At 35.7% G+C, this 19,193-nt stretch carries 17 protein-coding genes and 2 pseudogenes; 17 read left to right on the top strand and 2 right to left on the bottom strand.

Annotated elements, in window-relative coordinates; all coding sequences use genetic code 11:
- From JFL43_RS21155 to JFL43_RS21175, 5 genes are all read left to right on the top strand, one after another.
- On the top strand, positions 1–193 hold a 193-nt coding region (locus JFL43_RS21155), incomplete at its 5' end, for a GyrI-like domain-containing protein (RefSeq protein ID WP_200750581.1).
- A gap of 449 nt (positions 194–642) precedes the next feature.
- Entirely contained in the window at positions 643–1,548 is a 906-nt protein-coding gene (locus tag JFL43_RS21160) for a hypothetical protein (RefSeq protein WP_200750582.1), read from the top strand.
- Positions 1,549–1,825: 277 nt separating this feature from the next.
- Positions 1,826–2,278 (top strand): GNAT family N-acetyltransferase, encoded by a 453-nt coding sequence (locus JFL43_RS21165; RefSeq protein WP_200750583.1) that lies wholly within the window; start codon positions 1,826–1,828, stop codon positions 2,276–2,278.
- Positions 2,279–2,550: 272 nt separating this feature from the next.
- Complete coding sequence (locus JFL43_RS21170) at positions 2,551–3,912, top strand: PepSY-associated TM helix domain-containing protein (RefSeq protein ID WP_200750584.1); 1,362 nt, start codon at positions 2,551–2,553, stop codon at positions 3,910–3,912.
- A 391-nt stretch (positions 3,913–4,303) separates the two neighbouring features.
- Positions 4,304–4,648: a hypothetical protein gene (locus tag JFL43_RS21175; protein WP_200750585.1), complete on the top strand. Its 345-nt coding sequence runs from the start codon at positions 4,304–4,306 to the stop codon at positions 4,646–4,648.
- Between the two features lie 354 nt (positions 4,649–5,002).
- On the opposite strand, the gene glpT is transcribed toward JFL43_RS21175, so the two are convergent.
- A complete protein-coding gene (gene glpT / locus JFL43_RS21180) occupies positions 5,003–6,364 on the bottom strand; it encodes a glycerol-3-phosphate transporter (RefSeq protein ID WP_100797553.1) in 1,362 nt (453 codons plus the stop codon).
- Between the two features lie 368 nt (positions 6,365–6,732).
- On the opposite strand from glpT, the pseudogene JFL43_RS22880 reads away from it, so the two are divergent.
- Both JFL43_RS22880 and ligD read left to right on the top strand, forming a co-directional pair.
- Positions 6,733–6,968, top strand: a pseudogene (locus tag JFL43_RS22880) (IS4 family transposase); the annotation flags it as partial.
- A 67-nt stretch (positions 6,969–7,035) separates the two neighbouring features.
- Positions 7,036–7,212, top strand: coding sequence for a non-homologous end-joining DNA ligase LigD (ligD, locus tag JFL43_RS21185; RefSeq protein ID WP_200750586.1), 177 nt, complete (start codon positions 7,036–7,038; stop codon positions 7,210–7,212).
- Between the two features lie 237 nt (positions 7,213–7,449).
- On the opposite strand, the gene JFL43_RS21190 is transcribed toward ligD, so the two are convergent.
- Positions 7,450–7,860 carry a hypothetical protein gene (locus JFL43_RS21190; protein WP_200750587.1) on the bottom strand — a complete coding sequence of 137 codons (411 nt, stop codon included), beginning with the start codon at positions 7,858–7,860 and terminating at the stop codon, positions 7,450–7,452.
- Between the two features lie 914 nt (positions 7,861–8,774).
- Here JFL43_RS21190 and JFL43_RS21195 point away from each other — a divergent pair.
- The 10 genes and pseudogenes from JFL43_RS21195 (at position 8,775) to JFL43_RS21240 (ending at position 19,099) form a co-directional block, all read left to right on the top strand.
- Positions 8,775–10,376 carry a pyocin knob domain-containing protein gene (locus JFL43_RS21195; protein WP_200750588.1) on the top strand — a complete coding sequence of 534 codons (1,602 nt, stop codon included), beginning with the start codon at positions 8,775–8,777 and terminating at the stop codon, positions 10,374–10,376.
- 108 nt (positions 10,377–10,484) lie between these two features.
- Positions 10,485–11,051, top strand: coding sequence for a hypothetical protein (locus JFL43_RS21200; protein ID WP_200750589.1), 567 nt, complete (start codon positions 10,485–10,487; stop codon positions 11,049–11,051).
- A gap of 1,057 nt (positions 11,052–12,108) precedes the next feature.
- Positions 12,109–12,483, top strand: a complete 375-nt coding sequence (locus JFL43_RS21205) for a hypothetical protein (protein WP_200750590.1) — start codon at positions 12,109–12,111, stop codon at positions 12,481–12,483.
- Between the two features lie 243 nt (positions 12,484–12,726).
- Positions 12,727–12,969, top strand: a complete 243-nt coding sequence (locus tag JFL43_RS21210) for a hypothetical protein (protein ID WP_100797547.1) — start codon at positions 12,727–12,729, stop codon at positions 12,967–12,969.
- Between the two features lie 378 nt (positions 12,970–13,347).
- Positions 13,348–13,551, top strand: a pseudogene (locus JFL43_RS21215) (UV damage repair protein UvrX); the annotation flags it as partial.
- 520 nt (positions 13,552–14,071) lie between these two features.
- Positions 14,072–15,694 (top strand): ABC transporter substrate-binding protein, encoded by a 1,623-nt coding sequence (locus JFL43_RS21220; RefSeq protein WP_200750592.1) that lies wholly within the window; start codon positions 14,072–14,074, stop codon positions 15,692–15,694.
- A gap of 59 nt (positions 15,695–15,753) precedes the next feature.
- Positions 15,754–16,698, top strand: a complete 945-nt coding sequence (locus tag JFL43_RS21225) for an ABC transporter permease (protein ID WP_200750593.1) — start codon at positions 15,754–15,756, stop codon at positions 16,696–16,698.
- On the top strand, positions 16,695–17,549 hold the full coding sequence (locus tag JFL43_RS21230) for an ABC transporter permease (protein ID WP_200750594.1): 855 nt from the start codon (positions 16,695–16,697) through the stop codon (positions 17,547–17,549). The genes JFL43_RS21225 and JFL43_RS21230 overlap by 4 nt, the downstream gene beginning before the upstream one ends.
- Positions 17,550–17,583: 34 nt before the next feature.
- Positions 17,584–18,507, top strand: coding sequence for an ABC transporter ATP-binding protein (locus JFL43_RS21235; RefSeq protein ID WP_200750595.1), 924 nt, complete (start codon positions 17,584–17,586; stop codon positions 18,505–18,507).
- Complete coding sequence (locus JFL43_RS21240; RefSeq protein WP_200750596.1) at positions 18,497–19,099, top strand: ABC transporter ATP-binding protein; 603 nt, start codon at positions 18,497–18,499, stop codon at positions 19,097–19,099. Before JFL43_RS21235 ends, JFL43_RS21240 begins: the two co-directional genes overlap by 11 nt.
- Positions 19,100–19,193: the final 94 nt, after the last annotated feature.

Below are 19,193 nucleotides of genomic sequence, written 5' to 3' on the forward strand. Positions count from 1 at the left end.
ATCAAAATGGGGTGTATTTGAAGTGCGTGGTCCAATGCCTGATGCAATGCAAAAAGCTTGGAAACAGATATTCTCAGAATGGTTCCCATCAAATAATTATAAGCATGCGGGTACCCCCGAATTAGAAGTGTATACGGATGAAGATCCGTCTAGCCCGGATTTATATTCTGAAATTTGGATTCCTTTAAAATAATTAAAGGTGCATGAAAAAGAGCATTATTAGGATGTAATATATACCAAGCATATTCACTACCCAGCAGAAACAAATATGTTTCTGCTTTTTTGCCTTTAAACGAAGTAAAAACCGCCTTAACAGCCCTTCCTCCTGTTTCATTTATATTATTTCATTTTCTAATATTCACGATCCTCTGTGGCCATTATCATTAGATACCAACCAAATTTTAATCTATTTTTTAACTAATTTTCTATTATTAAAAGGAAAAGAAGGTAAGAGAGTAGAATAGAGTAGCAAAGGGTAACGAAGGATAGAGTAAAAAAGAAGTTGGTCAATACACTATTTAAATGAATTCTAATTTCTATCATTAAAATGCATTTTTTTTGAAAAAAGAAGTGAAGAAAAGTTTTTATTTCTTTTTATGAGTTGGATACTTATTCAAAATAAATAGGGTAGAGGTGAGCGGATTGAAAGTGGCAATTGATATGAAACCAAGGTTACAGGAGTTATTAATACATGACCCCTTATTTGCGGTCATATGTGATACACCTATTGAAGATACACTATACAACGATTCTTATTTACAAGAAATCGTTGAGGAGAAATTTTACTCAACACCTGAAGTAGCTAGTTGGTTTGACATATCAGATGCGCAGCTACGTTACTATATCAAACCTTTTCAAGAATATATCTTTACTACTGATGAAGAAACGCCTTCCACAACAAATGTCATTCGGTTAACGTTTACGGCCATATTAAAACTACGAATGATTATATTGCTAAAAGATGAATATCGGGTTAAAGGTTTAAAACAGTTGCTGGGAATAGATGCAGAGGACCGCATAAATCCACGAAAACATCACACGACAGAACCAGAAGTAGCAATGCAAGAGGATTTATCAGAAAAAGTAGCAATTATTAGTAACATACTAAATCAAATGCTGCATACGGGCCTGTTTAAATTCAAACAACAAGAGAATGAAGATGTGGCAATTTTGGTGAACAACGATTTTCTCACTCATAAGCTAAACACTTTGCCAAATGTACAACTAGCACAAATAAAAGTCCAAACGGATCAGCTGATAAAGGAAAATGAGACTTTGAAGGATCAAATCCAAGAACTAACGGATGATAAGGTAAAGGACGTATCGATTAAACTGAGAGAACGCCATTTAGAGAATACGGTAGTTGCGCAATTACGTGCTGAAGGTCTCAGTAAATTTTCAAGGCAAAAAAAGTTCGGCTTATTCAAAAAACTTTTCCATTCTGCGGAAATTGAAAGAGAAAAAGAACATTACATCGCTAATTATCTATCTATACATTTGTATAACCGTTTAGAAACGGAATTAGCAGAGTACTATGAGTCTAATTAAAAAAGAACAAAATAGAATAATCTGTTTTAAAAATGAAAAATACCTATTTAGTGAAGGTAGATTTAATTGTAGATTGGTCCAAAATCTACAATTAGGTGTCGTTGAAGATGATAGGATCAATGGTAAAAGGCCTCCATCTAACTTAGATAGAGGCCTTGATTTATGATTAGTCCATACCTATTGAAGATACCTATCTCATTATAACTGAAGGATAGGTATATTACGATTAAAAAATGATAAAATTAAAGAATTACAAGCTTATTAAAGGAGATTAATAATGGATATTAGGAAACTTGAAAAAGGTGAAAAACTTCCAATGGAATTGTTGTTATTAGCTGACCCCTCGAAAGAGATTGTTGAGGAATATGTCAACAGAGGGGAATGTTTTGTAACTGAAAGTGAACAGCAAATTGTTGGAGTTTATGTACTACTTCCAACAAGACCTGAAACTGTAGAGTTGGTGAATGTTGCAGTAGTAGAAGAGCATCATGGTAGAGGTTTAGGGAAGCAGTTAGTAATGGATGCAATACAAGTAGCCAAGACAAAAGGTTTTAAAACAATTGAAATTGGTACTGGAAATTCAAGTATTGGACAATTGGCTCTTTATCAAAAATGTGGCTTTAGAATTATAGGTGTCGATAGGGACTTTTTTATTAAGCATTATCCAGAAGAAATTATTGAGAACGGTATACAGTGTAGGGATATGGTCCGTTTATCTCAAGATTTATAGATTAAACTAGAGTGAGCCTTGTTCAACTAACGGAGGCTGATTAACATATTGTACATGACCAATATGTCAAACAGCCTATTTTGAAAACTTTCTTCTTTAACAGCCCCAACTAATTAAATAAAAATCGTCGCATCTATCAAGCCTCATTTATATATTTTTCACTCAATAAGTGGTGCAATACATAATATTTATAAAACTTCATTCAAACTTCACTCTTTTTTTATAAAATAGTATAGTTCTTTAATAATTGAATTATATCTAGGAGGAAAGAAATGAATAAGGATTTATATAATCGCTTTTGGCGATGGCATTTTTATGCTGCGTTATTTATCACACCACTGCTATTAACTTTGACACTTAGTGGAATTGGCTTCTTGTTCTATACGAATGTCGAAAATAAAGCATATGATGAGTACTTCTTTGGTAATAGTACATCTACTGACGAATTAACTATTGATGAGGGGATCTCTAATGCTAAAGAGCAAAATAAAGGGTATTCAGTATCTAAAGTTATAGTTCTTGAAGACCCATATAATACACGCTTAACGATGGGGAATAAAGAAGGCGACGAAAAATATGTTTTCTTGGATAAGAATTACCAAATTGTAGGTACCCAAAATGCAAAATATACATTTGCAAATGTCATGCGAAATTTTCATAGTTCCTTATTTGTTGGAGGAACAGTTGTCAATTACCTAGTAGAATTAGCTGCTTGTTGGGCTATATTCCTACTATTCTCAGGCGTATACATGACTTTTAAAGGGAAAGCATTAAAGAAAAAAAATAATGCTTCCAATCGTCAAAAAAATAAGAAATGGCATGCACTTGTGGGAACAATTATTACTATTCCGATGATTGTTATTATATTTACAGGATTACCTTGGTCGGCTTTTATGGGGAATTTCATCTATACAGCTTCACAAGAGCACCCTTCTATTGGTAATCCTGAATTACAACAAAATCCACCGACTTCTGATATGAGTGAAATTCCGTGGGCTACTCGAAAAAATGAGGCGCCGGTTTCTTCTAACAAGGATCCTCATGCACACCATAAAGGTATGGATATGTCTAATATGGATATGTCTGAAAATAATAATATGCTAGATGTTCAACAACTGATGAAAAAAGTGGAAGATGCTTCTATTTCTAAGCCATATTCTATTGTCTATCCTTCAGGTGAAGATGGTGTTTATACAGTTGCAAAAAGTAGTAACACAGGTGTAACTGGATTAGATGTTAGTCCTGACGATGAAATGACAACTTATTTTGATCAATATAGTGGGAAGTTAATCTCTAAAGTAGGCTATGATGACTATGGCATCTTAGCTAAGTGGTTTACTTGGGGTATTCCATTACATGAAGGACATTTATTTGGATGGCCAAATAAAATCATCAATTTACTTGTATGTCTTGCCTTCATCTTTGTAATTTGCTGGGGTATTAAAACTTGGTTATCTCGTAAAAAGAACGGAGAATTTTCTGCACCGCCTAGTACTTCAAAAGGTGTTTCTGTTGGATTTGTCATCATAATGATTCTTCTTGGGATTGTTATGCCACTTTTGGGTATCTCACTTATTCTTGTATTAATAGTAGAAAGTATCATGTGGTTAATACAGAAGAAAAGAAATACGTAGATAGAGATTATACTATGAAAATTAAATAAGCATGTGATAAACGCCACTGTGATTCAATAATTTCAGTGGCGTTTCGCATTTTTTCTAACCTTTAGTTAAATACAATTTATGAAATACTTTTAACGAATCGCGAAGGTGATTAGCTCAGTGTAAGTTCTACAAACAACTCCCTTAGTTTAGTACATTTCTTCATAATATTTTTTACGATGCACGTTTGAGGTGGAAGTTGCTTATATCCAACAAATGAAACAAACGCAGCGATTGCATTAAAAAAAATGATAGCATAACTAGGCTTTCGAGAATATTTGTAGAATAAATTATCTATCATAAAAGGAAAAAAGCTATTATTGAATAAAAGTGCATAAAATTTAAAATAATAGGGGCTGATTCTATGAAACGATTAGTGTCATTGATATTTGTTTTTGTTCTTTTATTAGGAGGGGGTGTTTTTTATTATACGAATGTAGATAAAAATTATCATACATTACAAGAATTCTATGATTTACCTGTTCCTAATGATGCGACATTAGAAAGTGAAAGTGAGAATGCCAAAAACTATAAATGGGAACCATCAACAGGTACAGAGGTTCCACTGAGTTATCGATTAATGATTAAAAAGAGTGGATGGAAACAAGTGGAAAACGATGGGCATAATGTTATTTACAAAAAGGATAACAATTTTATTAATCTTGGTCTTGCACCATATTATATCGATATTTTAAAAGAATCGAAATGAATAAACTTCTTTTATGATTTTTTTCAACCATTAGATATGGTAGGGGAAAATATGAAGGTATGATTGATAAGCTAAAACAATATTTTCCTGAATATCCATTTGAATTATCTATTAATAATTTATCTTATAACTTTAAATGAGTAATTTTTAATACAAATATTACTATATAAAATGCAATGACTGGTACCTTATGCCACTTGAAGCTCATTTTTGATTTGTTCAAGTGGTGTGCCGTCTGTTGTTGCTACGTAGAATGTATGGCAAAGGTAAAAGGTGTGTCATGCAAATTTCAAGAAGTTAAACAAAAGAGGTGGTGGAATACATCTCCCACCACCACATTTCACAGAGAACCAATTAATGTTTTATAGCCTCTTGTCCTCGAATATTCCAAGTGATTGCGAATAAGATAATTGCTAAAACACAAGAACCCGTTAATAACATAAATCCTCCATTCCAACTTGAAAATTGAACAACATACCCAAGTAAGGCATTAGCCATTACTGCTCCACCTAAATAACCAAATAAACCCGTTAATCCAGCTGCAGTACCTGCAGCTTTTTTAGGCACGAGATCAAGGGCTTGTAAACCAATTAACATGACAGGTCCATAAATTAAGAACCCAATCGAGATTAACGCAATATTATCTATCATTGGATTTCCTGCAGGGTTTAACCAATAAACAATAACTGCGATTAATACTCCCGCCATAAATACAGCACCGGCAGGTCCACGACGTCCTTTAAAAACTTTATCGGATATATAGCCACATAAAAGTGTACCTGGAATACCTGCCCACTCATATAAAAAGTAAGCAATACCTGATTCTTTCATATTGAATCCCTTTTCTTCACTTAAGTATATTGGTGCCCAGTCAAGCACACCATAACGTACGAAATAAACGAAGACATTTGCAATTGCAATGGCCCAAACCCATTTGTTATTTAATACGTGTTTGAAAAGGATTTCTTTCGTTGTCAATTCAGTTTCATAGATTGTTTTAGAATTATTCGCGTAATCGTTACGATACTCTTCAATCGGAGGTAAGCCAACTGATTGAGGTGTATCACGCATTAAAATAAATGATAATACTGCTCCTAAGATTGCAACTAAAGCTGGTAATATAAATACTCCTTCATAACCTGTATAGGTTGCTCCAAAATATGTCGTAATAATTGAAATTCCACCAATCGCTAGAGGTGCCATTAAGCCACCACCTACATTGTGAGCGACGTTCCAAATTGCTGTTTTACCCCCTCTTTCACTTACACTAAACCAATGGACAAGCGTACGACCTGATGGTGGCCATCCCATTCCTTGGAACCAACCGTTTAAAAATAACATGACAAACATAATCGCAACGGACGATGTAAAGAAGGGGAAAAATCCCATAAATAAGTTAATAATAGCAGATAAAATCAGCCCTGCGAATAAGAAATACCGAGCATTACTACGGTCCGACACGGTTCCCATTACAAATTTACTTATCCCGTATGCAATCGAAATCGCAGACAATACTAGACCTAATTCCCCTGTTGTGAAACCTTTTTCAGTTAAATACGGCATCGCAAGAGAGAAGTTCTTACGAATTAAATAATATGCGGCATAACCAATGAAAATCCCCATGAAAACTTGAAATCTAAGCTTTTTATACTCAGAATCAATCTTGTCTTCAGGTAACCTTTCAACTGGTGGGGCAGACTTAAATAGTTTAAGCATATAGTCCTCCTTTATTTTGAAGTTAACAAGAACTTGATCTTGAATACAGAAAAAAACCCACACTTCAACAGACATACTACCACTTGGAAAGTACCTTTGTAGTGTGAGTCTCCGAATCTCCATCACGTTATTAACTTGTATATAAAAGTTAAACTTTTTTGGAAACGGTGTCAATATTTTTTTGTGACTATTTTACTTCTATTCTTTTAGTGGGGGTAGCACTACATCCCCATCAAGCTAAATTGAATTGTTATCATGTGGGAAAAAACGCTATTCTTTTTGTAGAATATACAGAAAGGATGGCGTTTTCTATGACTTTTTCTATTTCAGAAGAAATGAATCTCTTTTCTTAAGAACTACAAAGCTACTTGTCTCCAATCGTTCTCCAACAGTTAGCCAAAAAACTTGGATTTGTAAAACGATCGAGCAAATACCAAGCACAAGAATTAGTTGCCTTATGTGTATGGCTTAGTCAACAGTACGCCACTCCCACAATTGTGTAGCCGTCTCGAAGCATCTACAGGTGTCCTTATGAGTCCTGAAGTGCTTAACCAACGATTTAATGCTTACCGTGCAGTTTCTTCAACAAATTTTAGCAAACCTTTTCATTTCTCCCCCAAAAAAATATTCTATTGCCCTTTGGTTGAAGGTTCGACTGGTGAATACTCCTTGTGTTTATTATAAACGATGTTCAGCATAATGATGGCAACACGCTTGCAGCACCGTATTCACCAAGAGGAAATGAAAAAGGTTTAATAGCAACACGGCTACATTGGACTGAAGTGAACGATTCTTTAAAGCCCGATATGTTTACTGTTCCTGCTGTCATAGAGCGTATTCAGAAATAGGGTAATCCATTTCATCCGTTCAATCAAATAGAAAATACACAACAATTTGCGGATATCCTAAGACAATTAAAAGAGGGAATACAATAAGTTACGTAGTTATAAAAAAGGGGTTGTCTAATAAATACAATTCCGACTCCTATTCTGGATTTCTTTATTTGTTTTTCTGTTGATTTACCCCTTTTGGGACACCTATCTTTTGGATAACGGAAAATGAATATTAGCTTGTGAATTTTTCATTCACCAATTTAAAATAATCGTTAGTCCACAACAACCATTTTCATTCAAATTAATTCTAATACTGTCCGGTGTATATTTAGTATCGAACGTAATGGTGATTCCTGTTGCTGAAATCAATTTATCGAATTCAGTTTTATTCGAAAGTTGTGCAGCGTTTATTAAATCATGTGCAAACTGTTCTGACACTGCAATTTTATCTATAAGCAAATGAGCTTGCTGCATAATGTTCTGAATCTCTTTCGCTGATGTCTTGAACTTATGTGTATCTACAGGGGGAAAGGGACTGCTTTGTGTTGAGTTCGTCGGCATTGCTAGGTGTCTAGGAATTTGAGTAGGTGTAGAATGATTTGACATAATCCACTGTGGATAGTGATTTGAATAGAGAAAATACGGATAAGGACTGAAATACAACTGGATTCCTCCTAACCAATAGTTAATATATCTTATCTTATGAATTTAATGACGTTAGGTGTTAAAGGTAATATTTCACTCGAATCAGAATACCGAATATTCTTATATAATTACAGCCATTTAATAACAATATAATTTTATACGCGTGTTGACTATCTAATTTCTATAATAAAACTTGTTTCCGTCAATCATTCATCGCTTTCAAACACCTAAAAACACTGAATTCCAACATTATGAAGCGTATTTTTGAACTTTAAGGGTGCCCAAAAGTCTTCTTTTAATTGATTCGACAACGATTACCGTTGGAAAAACGCGCGGGGTTATCATGGTGAACGTTAAGGGATTAAATTACAAATGAATTTCACGAATGAAACGACAATGCCACGTCAAGTTGTGAAAACAACAGGGCTCAAGAACGATAGCCCGGCCGATAAGGTTGGAAGATAAGTGTTTTATCGTGAGATTCAATGCATTAGCATATGATGTTTTGAAACAATGATTTCTATAAATGGCTATATGGGGATTAGAGAGATGGGAAAAGACTTTAATATTTCCGTAGACCTCACCCGCCCTGGCTGAACGTCGAGCAGAAGTCATTGAATGAATCCGAGGGTACTATGAGGTGATAATTGGGGTTATATAAGACTAGGCAGAATAGTTTTGGATAATAAGATCACCCATGATGCGATGAAGCAAACTATCCACTTGAAAATCAAAATAATAGAAGGAAACGGAATAAACGAGCTTATAAAATACCAAAGATTCGTTTTTATGATGAAGACCATTTTTCCTTGTCATTTAGATATAGCCATCGTAACGTCTCAAACGACGTAGGGCGAGTTAAGAACGGAATTATTAGTATGGGGTGAAGTTCTGTCAAGTGATTTAAAATTTAAATTGGTGGAGGTTACTGAATGAGTGAATCCAAAACAAAAAATTTAAAGTTGCATCTCTTTGGCTATACGGATGATATCGATGTTAAGAAAATTAATGACAACTTCAAAAAGCTAGACACGGAAGTTATCACTCCAAAAACACAGGTATTTGTAAGCGATTTTCCAGGGGCAACGGATGCCATCAAAATCCAAGCGGCCCTGGATTTTGCGTTTGCGAATAAGCAAAAAGTCGTCATTGCGGAAGAACGAAAATATCAACTAAACGCAACAATCAAGATCCGAGAAGGGGTAGAGTTACGCGGAGAACGTGCAACGCATTACTCATTGGACGTGAATTTAAGGGGCTTTGAGTTGGAGCAGGGTGCTTCTTTTTGTGGTGGTACGATCAGTATAGGGATTGAAAAGTACTCACAGGAAGTTGTCTATTTAGACGGAAAATATAAGTATGATAGTGTTAGTGCCAAAACAGTTATCCGTGATTTAGTCATGTGGAACTGGACGGCAACTACGGGCGGGGTGGGTTTATCTCTATTCTCGGGTGGAGAAACGCATCAGATTCAGTTTCTAAACATCGAACGACTGGTGATATGGAATTTTGACATCGGAATTCGATTAAGAGCAACGGAACCAACTACGGGGCAAACATGGATCAATGCAAATCGATTCGATAAAATCACATTGTCAGAGTGTAATCAAATGATTGTGATTGAATCAAACACTACTGTTCCATTCGAATGTTCGGGTAACATATTCACTAACCTGCAGATTCAACCAAGCACTACCACTAAGCAAATTCTAAAAATTTCGGGCATGGGAAATACGTTTACAGGCGTTCTATGGGATACACAGATGATCCAACAAACGGGGCCAATTGCAGAATTCTCCTCTACAAGTGCTATGAACAATATTAATATAATGTTCTTTCCTGAGGATCGCTGCGTAAACAATGGTGAAAACACTAATAGAATCGGTGTGGCTGGATTGTCCGCAGAAGGGGAATTGGTAGAAAGGGACTGGAATACGATTCAGAAGATGGGAACGTATCGAATCATTGAGCCATCCGGACTTACAGCAGCACGTCATCAGCCTGTAGGTGCTTACGAATATGGAATCATGACAGTTTTTGCAATTGACGACAACGTATCTCAATTTTACGTCCCTCATCAAGCAACTGAAGGTATCTATATTCGTTCGAAGTTCGGTTTAACCGACTGGACATCGTGGATACAGTTATCGTCATCGGCACAGCTAGAGGTATTAAAAACGGCTTTGATTCAACGTAGACAGATTAAAAATACGGATGATTTTAACTTAATAACACAAATGGGGACGTATCAAATTTCATTCGCAAATTTATCTTTTGATACGAAAAAGAATCAACCGCCAGCCGAGGCGACTAGTTCCGGGCTTTTGCAAATAACGACCAACTTGCACTCGATTGTTCAATTGTACTTTCCTCACTCAACAGACGGCATGTGGTTTAGATCCAACTTAAATAACGTAGGATGGACACCATGGAAATTGAGTGGAAAAGGTGGTGGTCCTGCAATCATCGAATCATTATCTGCAGATCCTGGGAATCCTGCGATGGGTAAGATATGGATTAGGAGTGACCTTTAAATGGGTACGCCTATCGCCTATCAACGCATCCGAACAGGGAAGGGGACATTTGAAATTCCTTTGTATTCGATGACTGATGCATCTATTCTGGATAAATCATTGCAGGTGATGACGCATAAGGGCCTAGCTTGCTATGACCTAGTGGATTCGAAGGTTGGAGGGGGCGAAAATCCTTCCATCCTTCGAATTCAAACGCACAAGGGCATCAAAGCCATTAAAGGGGTCGTGAATATCATCAAGCCGATAAGAACGGTCACAGCAAGGGCAAATGACGGGGCATCAATCATCACAGAAAATACGCCAGACTATTTCCACGTCACTACAAAGCGGGCGGGGACGGGGCTTGTCGTACCGATTGGACCACTTGTACCAAATCACTATTACGATTTTACGATGACTATAAAAGTATCGACCTTAACTGGAGCAGATTTTGTACAGGTGAGTGTAAGGAACGCCACTCAAAGAACTTACTTAGTTAATGGTGGGGCTATTATGTTTACCACTCCAAGCGTTAGGGTAAAACAGGATCTAAAAAGTGTACGGTTTAACACAGGAGCAATCTTACCGACAGATCAGATTGAACTAGAAATATTTGCGGCAAGCGGCGACAATAACAAGGATAATCCGGTGAACTTTAAAGTCTATAAAGCAGGAATGACAATCAAATTAGTATAAATTCATGGGAGTTTATAATGTAGTCATTTTGGGGTCCTACCAACAAAATGTGGAAAACATACGTTATCAAGCCTAAAATCGTAAAAAAGTTATAAAAAATAAAGGTATCACATATTAGTCATGACTAATATGTGATACCTGTTAAGTGACAATAAAGTCGTTTAAAACATAATAAACATTTAAAAAGTCAGAATTTTTTTCCGCTAAAGGGCTAAATTGTGGAAAGTAAACTTATTTACAGAAAGATTAATGGTGATATCTGAGAACTATACCACAAATAGTGGTATAGAAAAGGTTTGAAATAATATTTGATAATGAGATACAAAGGCTCATATAATTGAATGACATTTTACAATGACTATTTTGATGCTAGTGGCGCAATGTAAAGGGATTAATTTATGCTTGGAGCTGTTATCCAAGTATTTTTTTAATCCTAAGCAATATAGTTGCGAATCAGATCATGAGTAAACCCTTTTCAAATAATGCAAAAACTCTTGCTCAACCTATGTAACTGATCATCCCTATTTGTTTGTTATAGATAATCCATAATAAGTCGTAACGAAGAATCCTTTTTTTTAGGTGTGTTGATTAGGGGGAAGGTAGTTGGTGCGGTGAACTGTATTATAAATGAATAAGGTTTGTTCTATATATTAGAGATTTAAAGATGAGGGATATACACAGATATTGGTGCAGCACTTATTCAAGCACGAAATGAAGGGCTAGATCAGTTAATGCTATTGAAATAATTATGCGGTGGGATAAAATTGTTTCTTCCGTAAAAGAAGCTAAAAATTAGCTCACCCAATGGAATACGACTATCTAGATTTGTTAGAAAATCGGATTTCTTATCTAACTATGTTGCTAAGAAACATATTAAGTAAAAAGATTGATTTAAAGAACCTTGAAGTTATTGGAATGTCATAAATTTAATGTATTGATATACCAAAAGATCATATTGGCAGAAGAGATTTAGCTAGTTATGTTAAAAAGTGAAATCTAGGTAATTTATACATAAAGTTCTACAGGTTTATCGGGATTTTTAAAAGGGGGTATCTTCTTGAAATTCCTATCAAAACCAACACTTTTAATATTTTCATTTATAGCTATCTTTGGATTATTATTTGTATTCTTGATTAATATAATATTAGAAACAAGTAACAGTAAAGTCTATTTTCACTCTGAAACCATGGATATTAGTGTTACTGATAAGTTCAAAAAAGAAAATGAAAATGCCACTAATTATGTAAATGCTAAAAATTTAAATGATCCTTATCAAGAGTTTTCAATTGCGCTTGATGATGAAAGAATATGGAATTTAATTAATATTAAAAAAACTTACTTTGTCAATATAAATTGGGAATCAGCTAGACATGATGAAAATATCAGTAATCAAATTACAACTCTTCTTAGAATTGAACAATTAAAAAAGTAATATCTGATAATTTCTGTTTTATTTCTTTAGTTTTACTCCCAAAATCAACTAACGTTCTACTCGTCTTTAACTTCTTTATTACACCCTTCGCATACTTTTTAGAATAGAGTGTTCATTAATAGGCGTTTGTATTCTTATTTCATTATTTTTAAAAGGCTGGTTTTCTTTTTTCATTACAGTATAAAGTGTACAAAGAAAAACAAACTAATACAGTAATAAATAAATGAATGAGGAGGTCAATGAATGGAGGATCAACATCATCCAAAGTCTAATAACAGATCGAACAGTGCGGCAAGAGTACAAAGCATGATTGAAAATACGGAAAAAAATATTCGTGAAGCAGAAATCAGTATGGAATTTGCAGGTGAAGAAGAACTTGAAAATCTTCAGGAAAAAAATCAACGTCGTAAACATGAAATAAATATCAAGAAAAAGGAAATGCTAGACAAAGCTGAAGCAGAAGCTAGAAAAAACAGTTTTAAATAGGAGCTTGGAGGCTGAGATAATAGTATTTTATATACATTTATCTCAGCCTTTCTTTTACCCAGATTGTTGGAATAATTATAAATTTTTCATTTTTGCTAACTAGCGTTGCATTAAAATAACTTTAGTTTTAAAAATACTCAAAAAGTTCAATAATCTTGTTTTGTGCATAAAAAAGTCCTTTATAATTGATAAAGTCAGGTGGTAACCCGTCCAAATCCACTAATAAAGGTCATTCTTAAAATTACTGCTTTTTGCGCAGCTACATGAAGCAGAAAGTCTACACGCACTTAGTGATTGCCTTTTTAACGATCAACTTCAAGAAAAGAAAAGGAAGCGGGTTATGCAGCACGTACATTAACGCTAGGGCTATCATATAGCAAGCATGCCATGATAAAAGGCTTTTCGCTCCAAGACGTTAAAGAATCCAACAAGCGACACAATGGTGCTTTACGCGGTATGTGTAAAGAGTTATTAGATAAATACTTTGCAGGTGAACTAGCACGTCAACTGTCTGTAAGCATTACAAACTTAGAAGCAGAACAGAGCATACAGTCCAAGCGGGATCAACAGTGCCAAGTGTAATGGGACAGACAAAAGAAATACAATCATAATAATAAATTCTTTGATGATCAAGCCCACCTTTATAGGTGGGCTTTTATTGTACTATCAATTACGCTACATATTTTGCAGATGAAGCCGTAAAAAATGAAACTAGTAAATTTTAAAGTTGCCTTATTAATGGTTTAACTATTAAAATAGGATAGATAAGAATAGGGACTTAATACGTAGGTCAATCATCTTATCTATTGCTTTTTATATAGTTTATGCACCGTATAATCTCTTCCACCATCTTCTAGCTAAGAAAGTACCTACCTTCTATGTAGGTACAATGTGTAATACTTCCTGTAACAACATCTGTAAGAAAGACATTATGGACATCTTTGTTATTGGTATCTTAATTAATTGAATATAGTTTTTTTGTGTTGGCTATAGGTTGGATTTTAACTATGGAAAGCTTTTTTGTACTTGTCAATTTATTCCTTATTATATAAATAGGTAAGGGGTTTTTTGGAGAGGGATTTTTTATTATGGGGTGAGTTCAATGAAAAAGAAATTATTTACTGTATTAGTGTTAGTTACTTTCATCTCTTCTTTTATGTTGGTGGGTTGTAATTTATTTAAATCCAATACGTCTGATGAGGGAAGTAAAGAAGTAAATGAGAAGAAAAAGGACGAGCTTGTGTTGGCTTTTGATTCTGAGCCAGAAGCTGGTTTTGATCCAACAACAGGATGGGGGCGCTATGGTTCGCCATTATTCCAAAGCACGCTTCTTAAAAGAGATGACAAGCTTAACATTGTAAATGACCTTGCAACGAAATATAAAGTTAGCGAAGATGGTAAGGTTTGGACAGTTAAGATGCTTGAAGATGTGAAGTTCTCAGATGGTGAGCCACTAACTGCTGCTGATATTGTTTTTACATTTGAAACAGCTATTAACAATGGATCAGTAGTTGACCTTAATGGTTTGGGTAAAGTAGAAGCAGTAGATGATTACACGGTGAAATTCACATTAAAAGAACCACAATCAACGTTTGTAAACGCTTTAGTTGCAACAGGAATCGTACCAAAACACGCTTACGGAAAAGATTATGCTGAAAACCCCATAGGTTCAGGTCCTTTTCAACTCGTCCAATGGGACAAGGGGCAGCAACTTATTATAAAAGCTAATCCAGAGTACTATGATAAAAAGTCGAATTTTAAACAGATAACGTTTTTATTTTTAAATGAAGATGCTGCATTTGCTGCTGCACAAGCGGGCACTGTAGATTTAGCGTATATACCTGCCGCATTTAGTAAGCAGAAAGTGAAAGGCATGAGACTAGAAACAGTACAAACCGTAGATAATCGTGGTATTGTCTTCCCGTTTGTTAAATCTGGTGAAGTTAATGAAAATGGATTACCTATTGGTAATGATGTAACAGCAGATCCTGCTATTCGCCATGCGATTAATATGGGAGTAGACCGACAAGCACTTGTTGAAGGAGTGTTAGAAGGACACGGTACACCGGCCTATACATCAGTAGATGGACTTCCTTGGTGGAATCCAGAAACGGTTATTAAAGATGCTGATATGGATGGTGCTAAGAAGTTATTGAATGAAGCTGGTTGGAAGGATACAGATGGAGATGGGATTCTTGAGAACGGCTCTTTAAAAGCAGAGTTTACTCTTTATTACTTAGCGAACGATGCTATTAGACAATCTCTTGCTATTTCTGTTGTCGATATGTTGAAACCGTTAGGCATTAATATCAAGTTAGAAGGCGGAAGCTGGGATATGATTGCTAAGAAAATGTATTCAAATCCTGTACTAATGGGATGGGGAAGTCATGATTCACATGAAATGTACAATATTTATAGTAGTGAATCTGCTGGAATAGAGTATTACAATACAGGTTATTATCAAAATAAAATGGTAGATTCATATTTTGAAAAAGCCCTTAGCTCAAAAAATGAAGAAGAAGCAATTGAATTTTGGAAAAAAGCCCAATGGGATGGTACAACTGGTTTAAGTGCAAAAGGTGATGCCCCATGGGCTTGGTTAGTGAATATCAATCACTTGTACTTAGTGAAAGATGGACTTGATATCGGAGATCAAAGAATCCATGTTCATGGTCATGGTTGGCCAGCTACAGATAACATCGTTGATTGGAAATGGACTAAATAATAGTGCGTAAAACTAAAGGTGGAAAGCTTGGGTTATTTATATTGATGAAGGGTATACGAATGACTACATTATTGATAGCCATTTGTTTTATTTCCTTTCTATTAGTAAAAAACTCTCCGATTGATCCAATTCAAGCCTACATTGGCGCAGATATGTTGAAGGTAGGTCCTGAGCAGCGAGAGAAGATAGCTGAGTATTGGGGATTAGACCAACCAGTAATAGTTCAATTCTTGAATTGGGGATCTGCTGTTCTAAAAGGTGACTTAGGAACTTCGATGATTTTTCGTCGACCGGTAATTGATGTTATTAGTGAGAGATTCTTGAATTCACTTGTTCTTATGGTAGCGGCTTGGGTACTCTCAGGTGTAATAGGTTTTATCATGGGAGTTATAGCGGCAATGAAAAAAGGTACTTGGATTGATCGAATCATTAAATGGTATTGTTTTACATTAGCATCGACCCCAACTTTCTGGATGGGACTTCTCGTTTTAATTGTTTTTGCTGTATGGCTAGGTTGGTTCCCAATTGGACTAGGTGTCCCAGCTGGTGTTCTTTCAGAAAATGTTACTATGATGGATCGAATTCAGCATCTTATTCTACCGGTGCTGACGCTAAGTATATTGGGTGTTGCTAATGTAGCGCTTCATACGCGACAAAAGCTAATTGATGTTCTAACTAGTGATTATGTATTATTCGCTAGAGCGAGAGGTGAGCAAGGTTTTGTCTTATTTTGGAGACATGGATTACGCAATATTGCATTGCCTGCGATTACTTTACAATTTGCAGCTTTTAGTGAATTGTTTGGTGGAGCAGTATTGGCAGAGCAAGTATTTTCTTATCCTGGTTTAGGACAAGCAACGATAGAAGCCGGGCTTAGAGGGGATGTACCTCTGTTATTGGGGTTGGTAATATTTAGTGCTATATTTGTTTTTGTAGGGAATTTATTTGCTGATTTAAGCTATCACATATTAGATCCGAGAATGAGAGAGGTGAGGAAGTTATGATTCCAAGCCTAAAAAATCCGGATAAAAGATTTTCTCTGAATCCAAAGCAACTGACATTATTTAAAATACTAATTTCAATCGTATTTTTAGCCATTGTTATACTAGGTGGAGTTTTCCTTGATGAGGGGAAAATTGTAACGAATCTTAGCGAACGTAATTCTGCTCCATCACTAGATCATCTCTTTGGCACGGATTGGTTAGGTAGAGATATGTATACACGAACAGTGATGGGGCTTTCTTTAAGTATAGGGGTTGGTTTGATTGGAGCAATAGGCAGTGCTTTGATTGCTCTATTCCTTGGTATGGTAGCTGCAACAATGGGTAAAATGGCAGATCGAATTATTTCATGGATCATTGACCTCTTCTTAAGTGTTCCGCATCTTGTAACCCTTATCCTTATTGCGTTTACTTTTGGTGGGGGATTTAAAGGGATTGTAGTTGGATTAACTTTAACGCATTGGCCAAGTCTTGCACGTGTCATTCGGGCAGAAGTTATGCAAGTTCGTTCCGCAGAATTTGTTCAAGTTTCTCAAAAGATGGGAAAATCCAAATGGTGGATTGCTTTGCATCATATTTTGCCACATATTGCTCCACAACTTTTAATTGGTTTTATGTTACTTTTCCCTCATGTTATTTTACACGAGGCAGCAGTGACATTTTTAGGTTTAGGATTGTCACCGCATGAGCCAGCAATTGGAATCATTTTATCTGAATCGATGAAGTATTTATCTTCGGGTATGTGGTGGCTTGCTTTCTTCCCAGGACTTTGTCTATTGATTGTCGTGAGAACTTTTGATCAAATTGGAGAAAACATCCGAGTGCTCATGAATCCTACTAAGACTCATGATTAATCATATATGTGTAATAAATAAGAGGAGTTAATAAATGTCTATTCTTGAAGTGGAAAATTTATCAGTATCTTTTAAACAATATACAGATGGATTTAAAGAAATGAATCATAAGGTAATTTCAAGTTTAAATGTAACTCTTGAAGCGGGTGAGATTCTAGCAGTTGTTGGTGCGAGTGGCTCGGGGAAAAGTTTACTTGCACATGCCATTCTTGGACTACTTCCTAGCAATGCTAATGTCAGTGGGACCATCAAGTATAAGGGTGAGGAACTAACACCAACTCGGCAATCTGGACTAAGGGGTAAGGAAATTGCTCTAGTTCCACAATCGGTAAACTATTTGGATCCCCTTATGCGTGTTGGTAGTCAGGTTCGTACTTCTGTTGAAAATGGAGATGCTGTAGCTGCTCAACGTAAGGTTTTTGAACGTTATCGGCTTGGAAAAGAAGTTGAAAACATGTATCCGTTTCAACTTTCAGGGGGCATGGCAAGAAGAACTCTTTTATCCACCGCCATGGTAAGTGATGCAAAAGTAATTATTGCGGATGAGCCTACTCCAGGATTAGATCCTATTGTTATTAAAGAAGCATTAGATAACTTTAGAGAGTTTGCCGATAGCGGTTGTGCTGTAATGTTAATCACACACGATATTGAATCAGCTCTTCAAATTGCCGATAAAATTGCTGTATTTTATGCAGGGACTACGATAGAGGTTGCGTCTATAGAGAATTTTGTAGGTAAGGGAGAGGAGATACGCCATCCTTATACTAAGGCTTTGTGGAGGGCATTACCTCAAAATGAATTTATCCCTATTCCAGGTTCGCAACCTCATCCGAGTTCATTGCCACCAGGATGTTTGTTTGCACCACGTTGTGAAATGGCAACACCCGAATGTCGACAAGCACCACCTGAAATGAGGGAACTTAGAGATGGAATGGTGAGGTGTATTCATGCAACTTGAAGCAAAAGACATTGGATTTCGATATGGAGATGGACCATGGTTATTCCAAGGAGTTAATTTGACGATAGAACCAGGAGAAATTGTTGGTATTACAGGTCCAAGTGGGCGAGGGAAAACTACTTTTTGCAGAATATTAGCGGGATACGAATCACCAATTGAAGGGGCTGTATATTTTAATGGTGCTAAGTTACCGAAAAATGAATATCATCATGTTCAAATGGTCCTTCAACATCCAGAAAAGGCGATTAATCCAAGATGGAAAATGCATAAAATTCTAAATGAAGGATATCAACCCGATAAAGAGTTGTTAGATTTACTAGGTATTGAACAAGAATGGTTAACACGTTGGCCACATGAATTATCTGGGGGGGAGTTACAACGATTTTGTGTTGCTCGAGCATTAGGGCCGAATACTTGTTTTCTTATCGCAGATGAAATGACTACAATGTTAGATGCAAATACACAAGCTCAAATATGGCATGCTATTATCGAAATTGCTAAAAAGAGAGAGATGGGCATAGTTGTTGTTACACATGAATCTAAGCTAATGCAAAGACTTTGTCATCGTGTCATTGATTTCAATAATAAATAATATTAGATATTAGAAAAGGAGGCCTCTTTAATGGGAGGCCACTGAAAAACTTACGTTTTAACTATGAAATTGTTTTTTGAATAAAAATAAGGCA

This window comes from Viridibacillus soli, assembly GCF_016612995.1.
In the GTDB taxonomy this organism is placed as follows: Bacteria; Bacillota; Bacilli; order Bacillales_A; family Planococcaceae; genus Viridibacillus; species Viridibacillus soli.

Excerpts from the sequence above, each read along its gene's own strand:
- JFL43_RS21165 (WP_200750583.1), top strand. The coding sequence starts at position 1,826 with ATGGATATTAGGAAACTTGAAAAAGGTGAAAAACTTCCAATGGAATTG.
- JFL43_RS21170 (WP_200750584.1), top strand. The coding sequence starts at position 2,551 with ATGAATAAGGATTTATATAATCGCTTTTGGCGATGGCATTTTTATGCT.
- JFL43_RS21175 (WP_200750585.1), top strand. The coding sequence starts at position 4,304 with ATGAAACGATTAGTGTCATTGATATTTGTTTTTGTTCTTTTATTAGGA.
- glpT (WP_100797553.1), bottom strand. The coding sequence starts at position 6,364 with ATGCTTAAACTATTTAAGTCTGCCCCACCAGTTGAAAGGTTACCTGAA.
- JFL43_RS21195 (WP_200750588.1), top strand. The coding sequence starts at position 8,775 with ATGAGTGAATCCAAAACAAAAAATTTAAAGTTGCATCTCTTTGGCTAT.
- JFL43_RS21200 (WP_200750589.1), top strand. The coding sequence starts at position 10,485 with ATGACGCATAAGGGCCTAGCTTGCTATGACCTAGTGGATTCGAAGGTT.
- JFL43_RS21210 (WP_100797547.1), top strand. The coding sequence starts at position 12,727 with ATGGAGGATCAACATCATCCAAAGTCTAATAACAGATCGAACAGTGCG.
- JFL43_RS21220 (WP_200750592.1), top strand. The coding sequence starts at position 14,072 with ATGAAAAAGAAATTATTTACTGTATTAGTGTTAGTTACTTTCATCTCT.
- JFL43_RS21225 (WP_200750593.1), top strand. The coding sequence starts at position 15,754 with ATGACTACATTATTGATAGCCATTTGTTTTATTTCCTTTCTATTAGTA.
- JFL43_RS21230 (WP_200750594.1), top strand. The coding sequence starts at position 16,695 with ATGATTCCAAGCCTAAAAAATCCGGATAAAAGATTTTCTCTGAATCCA.
- JFL43_RS21235 (WP_200750595.1), top strand. The coding sequence starts at position 17,584 with ATGTCTATTCTTGAAGTGGAAAATTTATCAGTATCTTTTAAACAATAT.
- JFL43_RS21240 (WP_200750596.1), top strand. The coding sequence starts at position 18,497 with ATGCAACTTGAAGCAAAAGACATTGGATTTCGATATGGAGATGGACCA.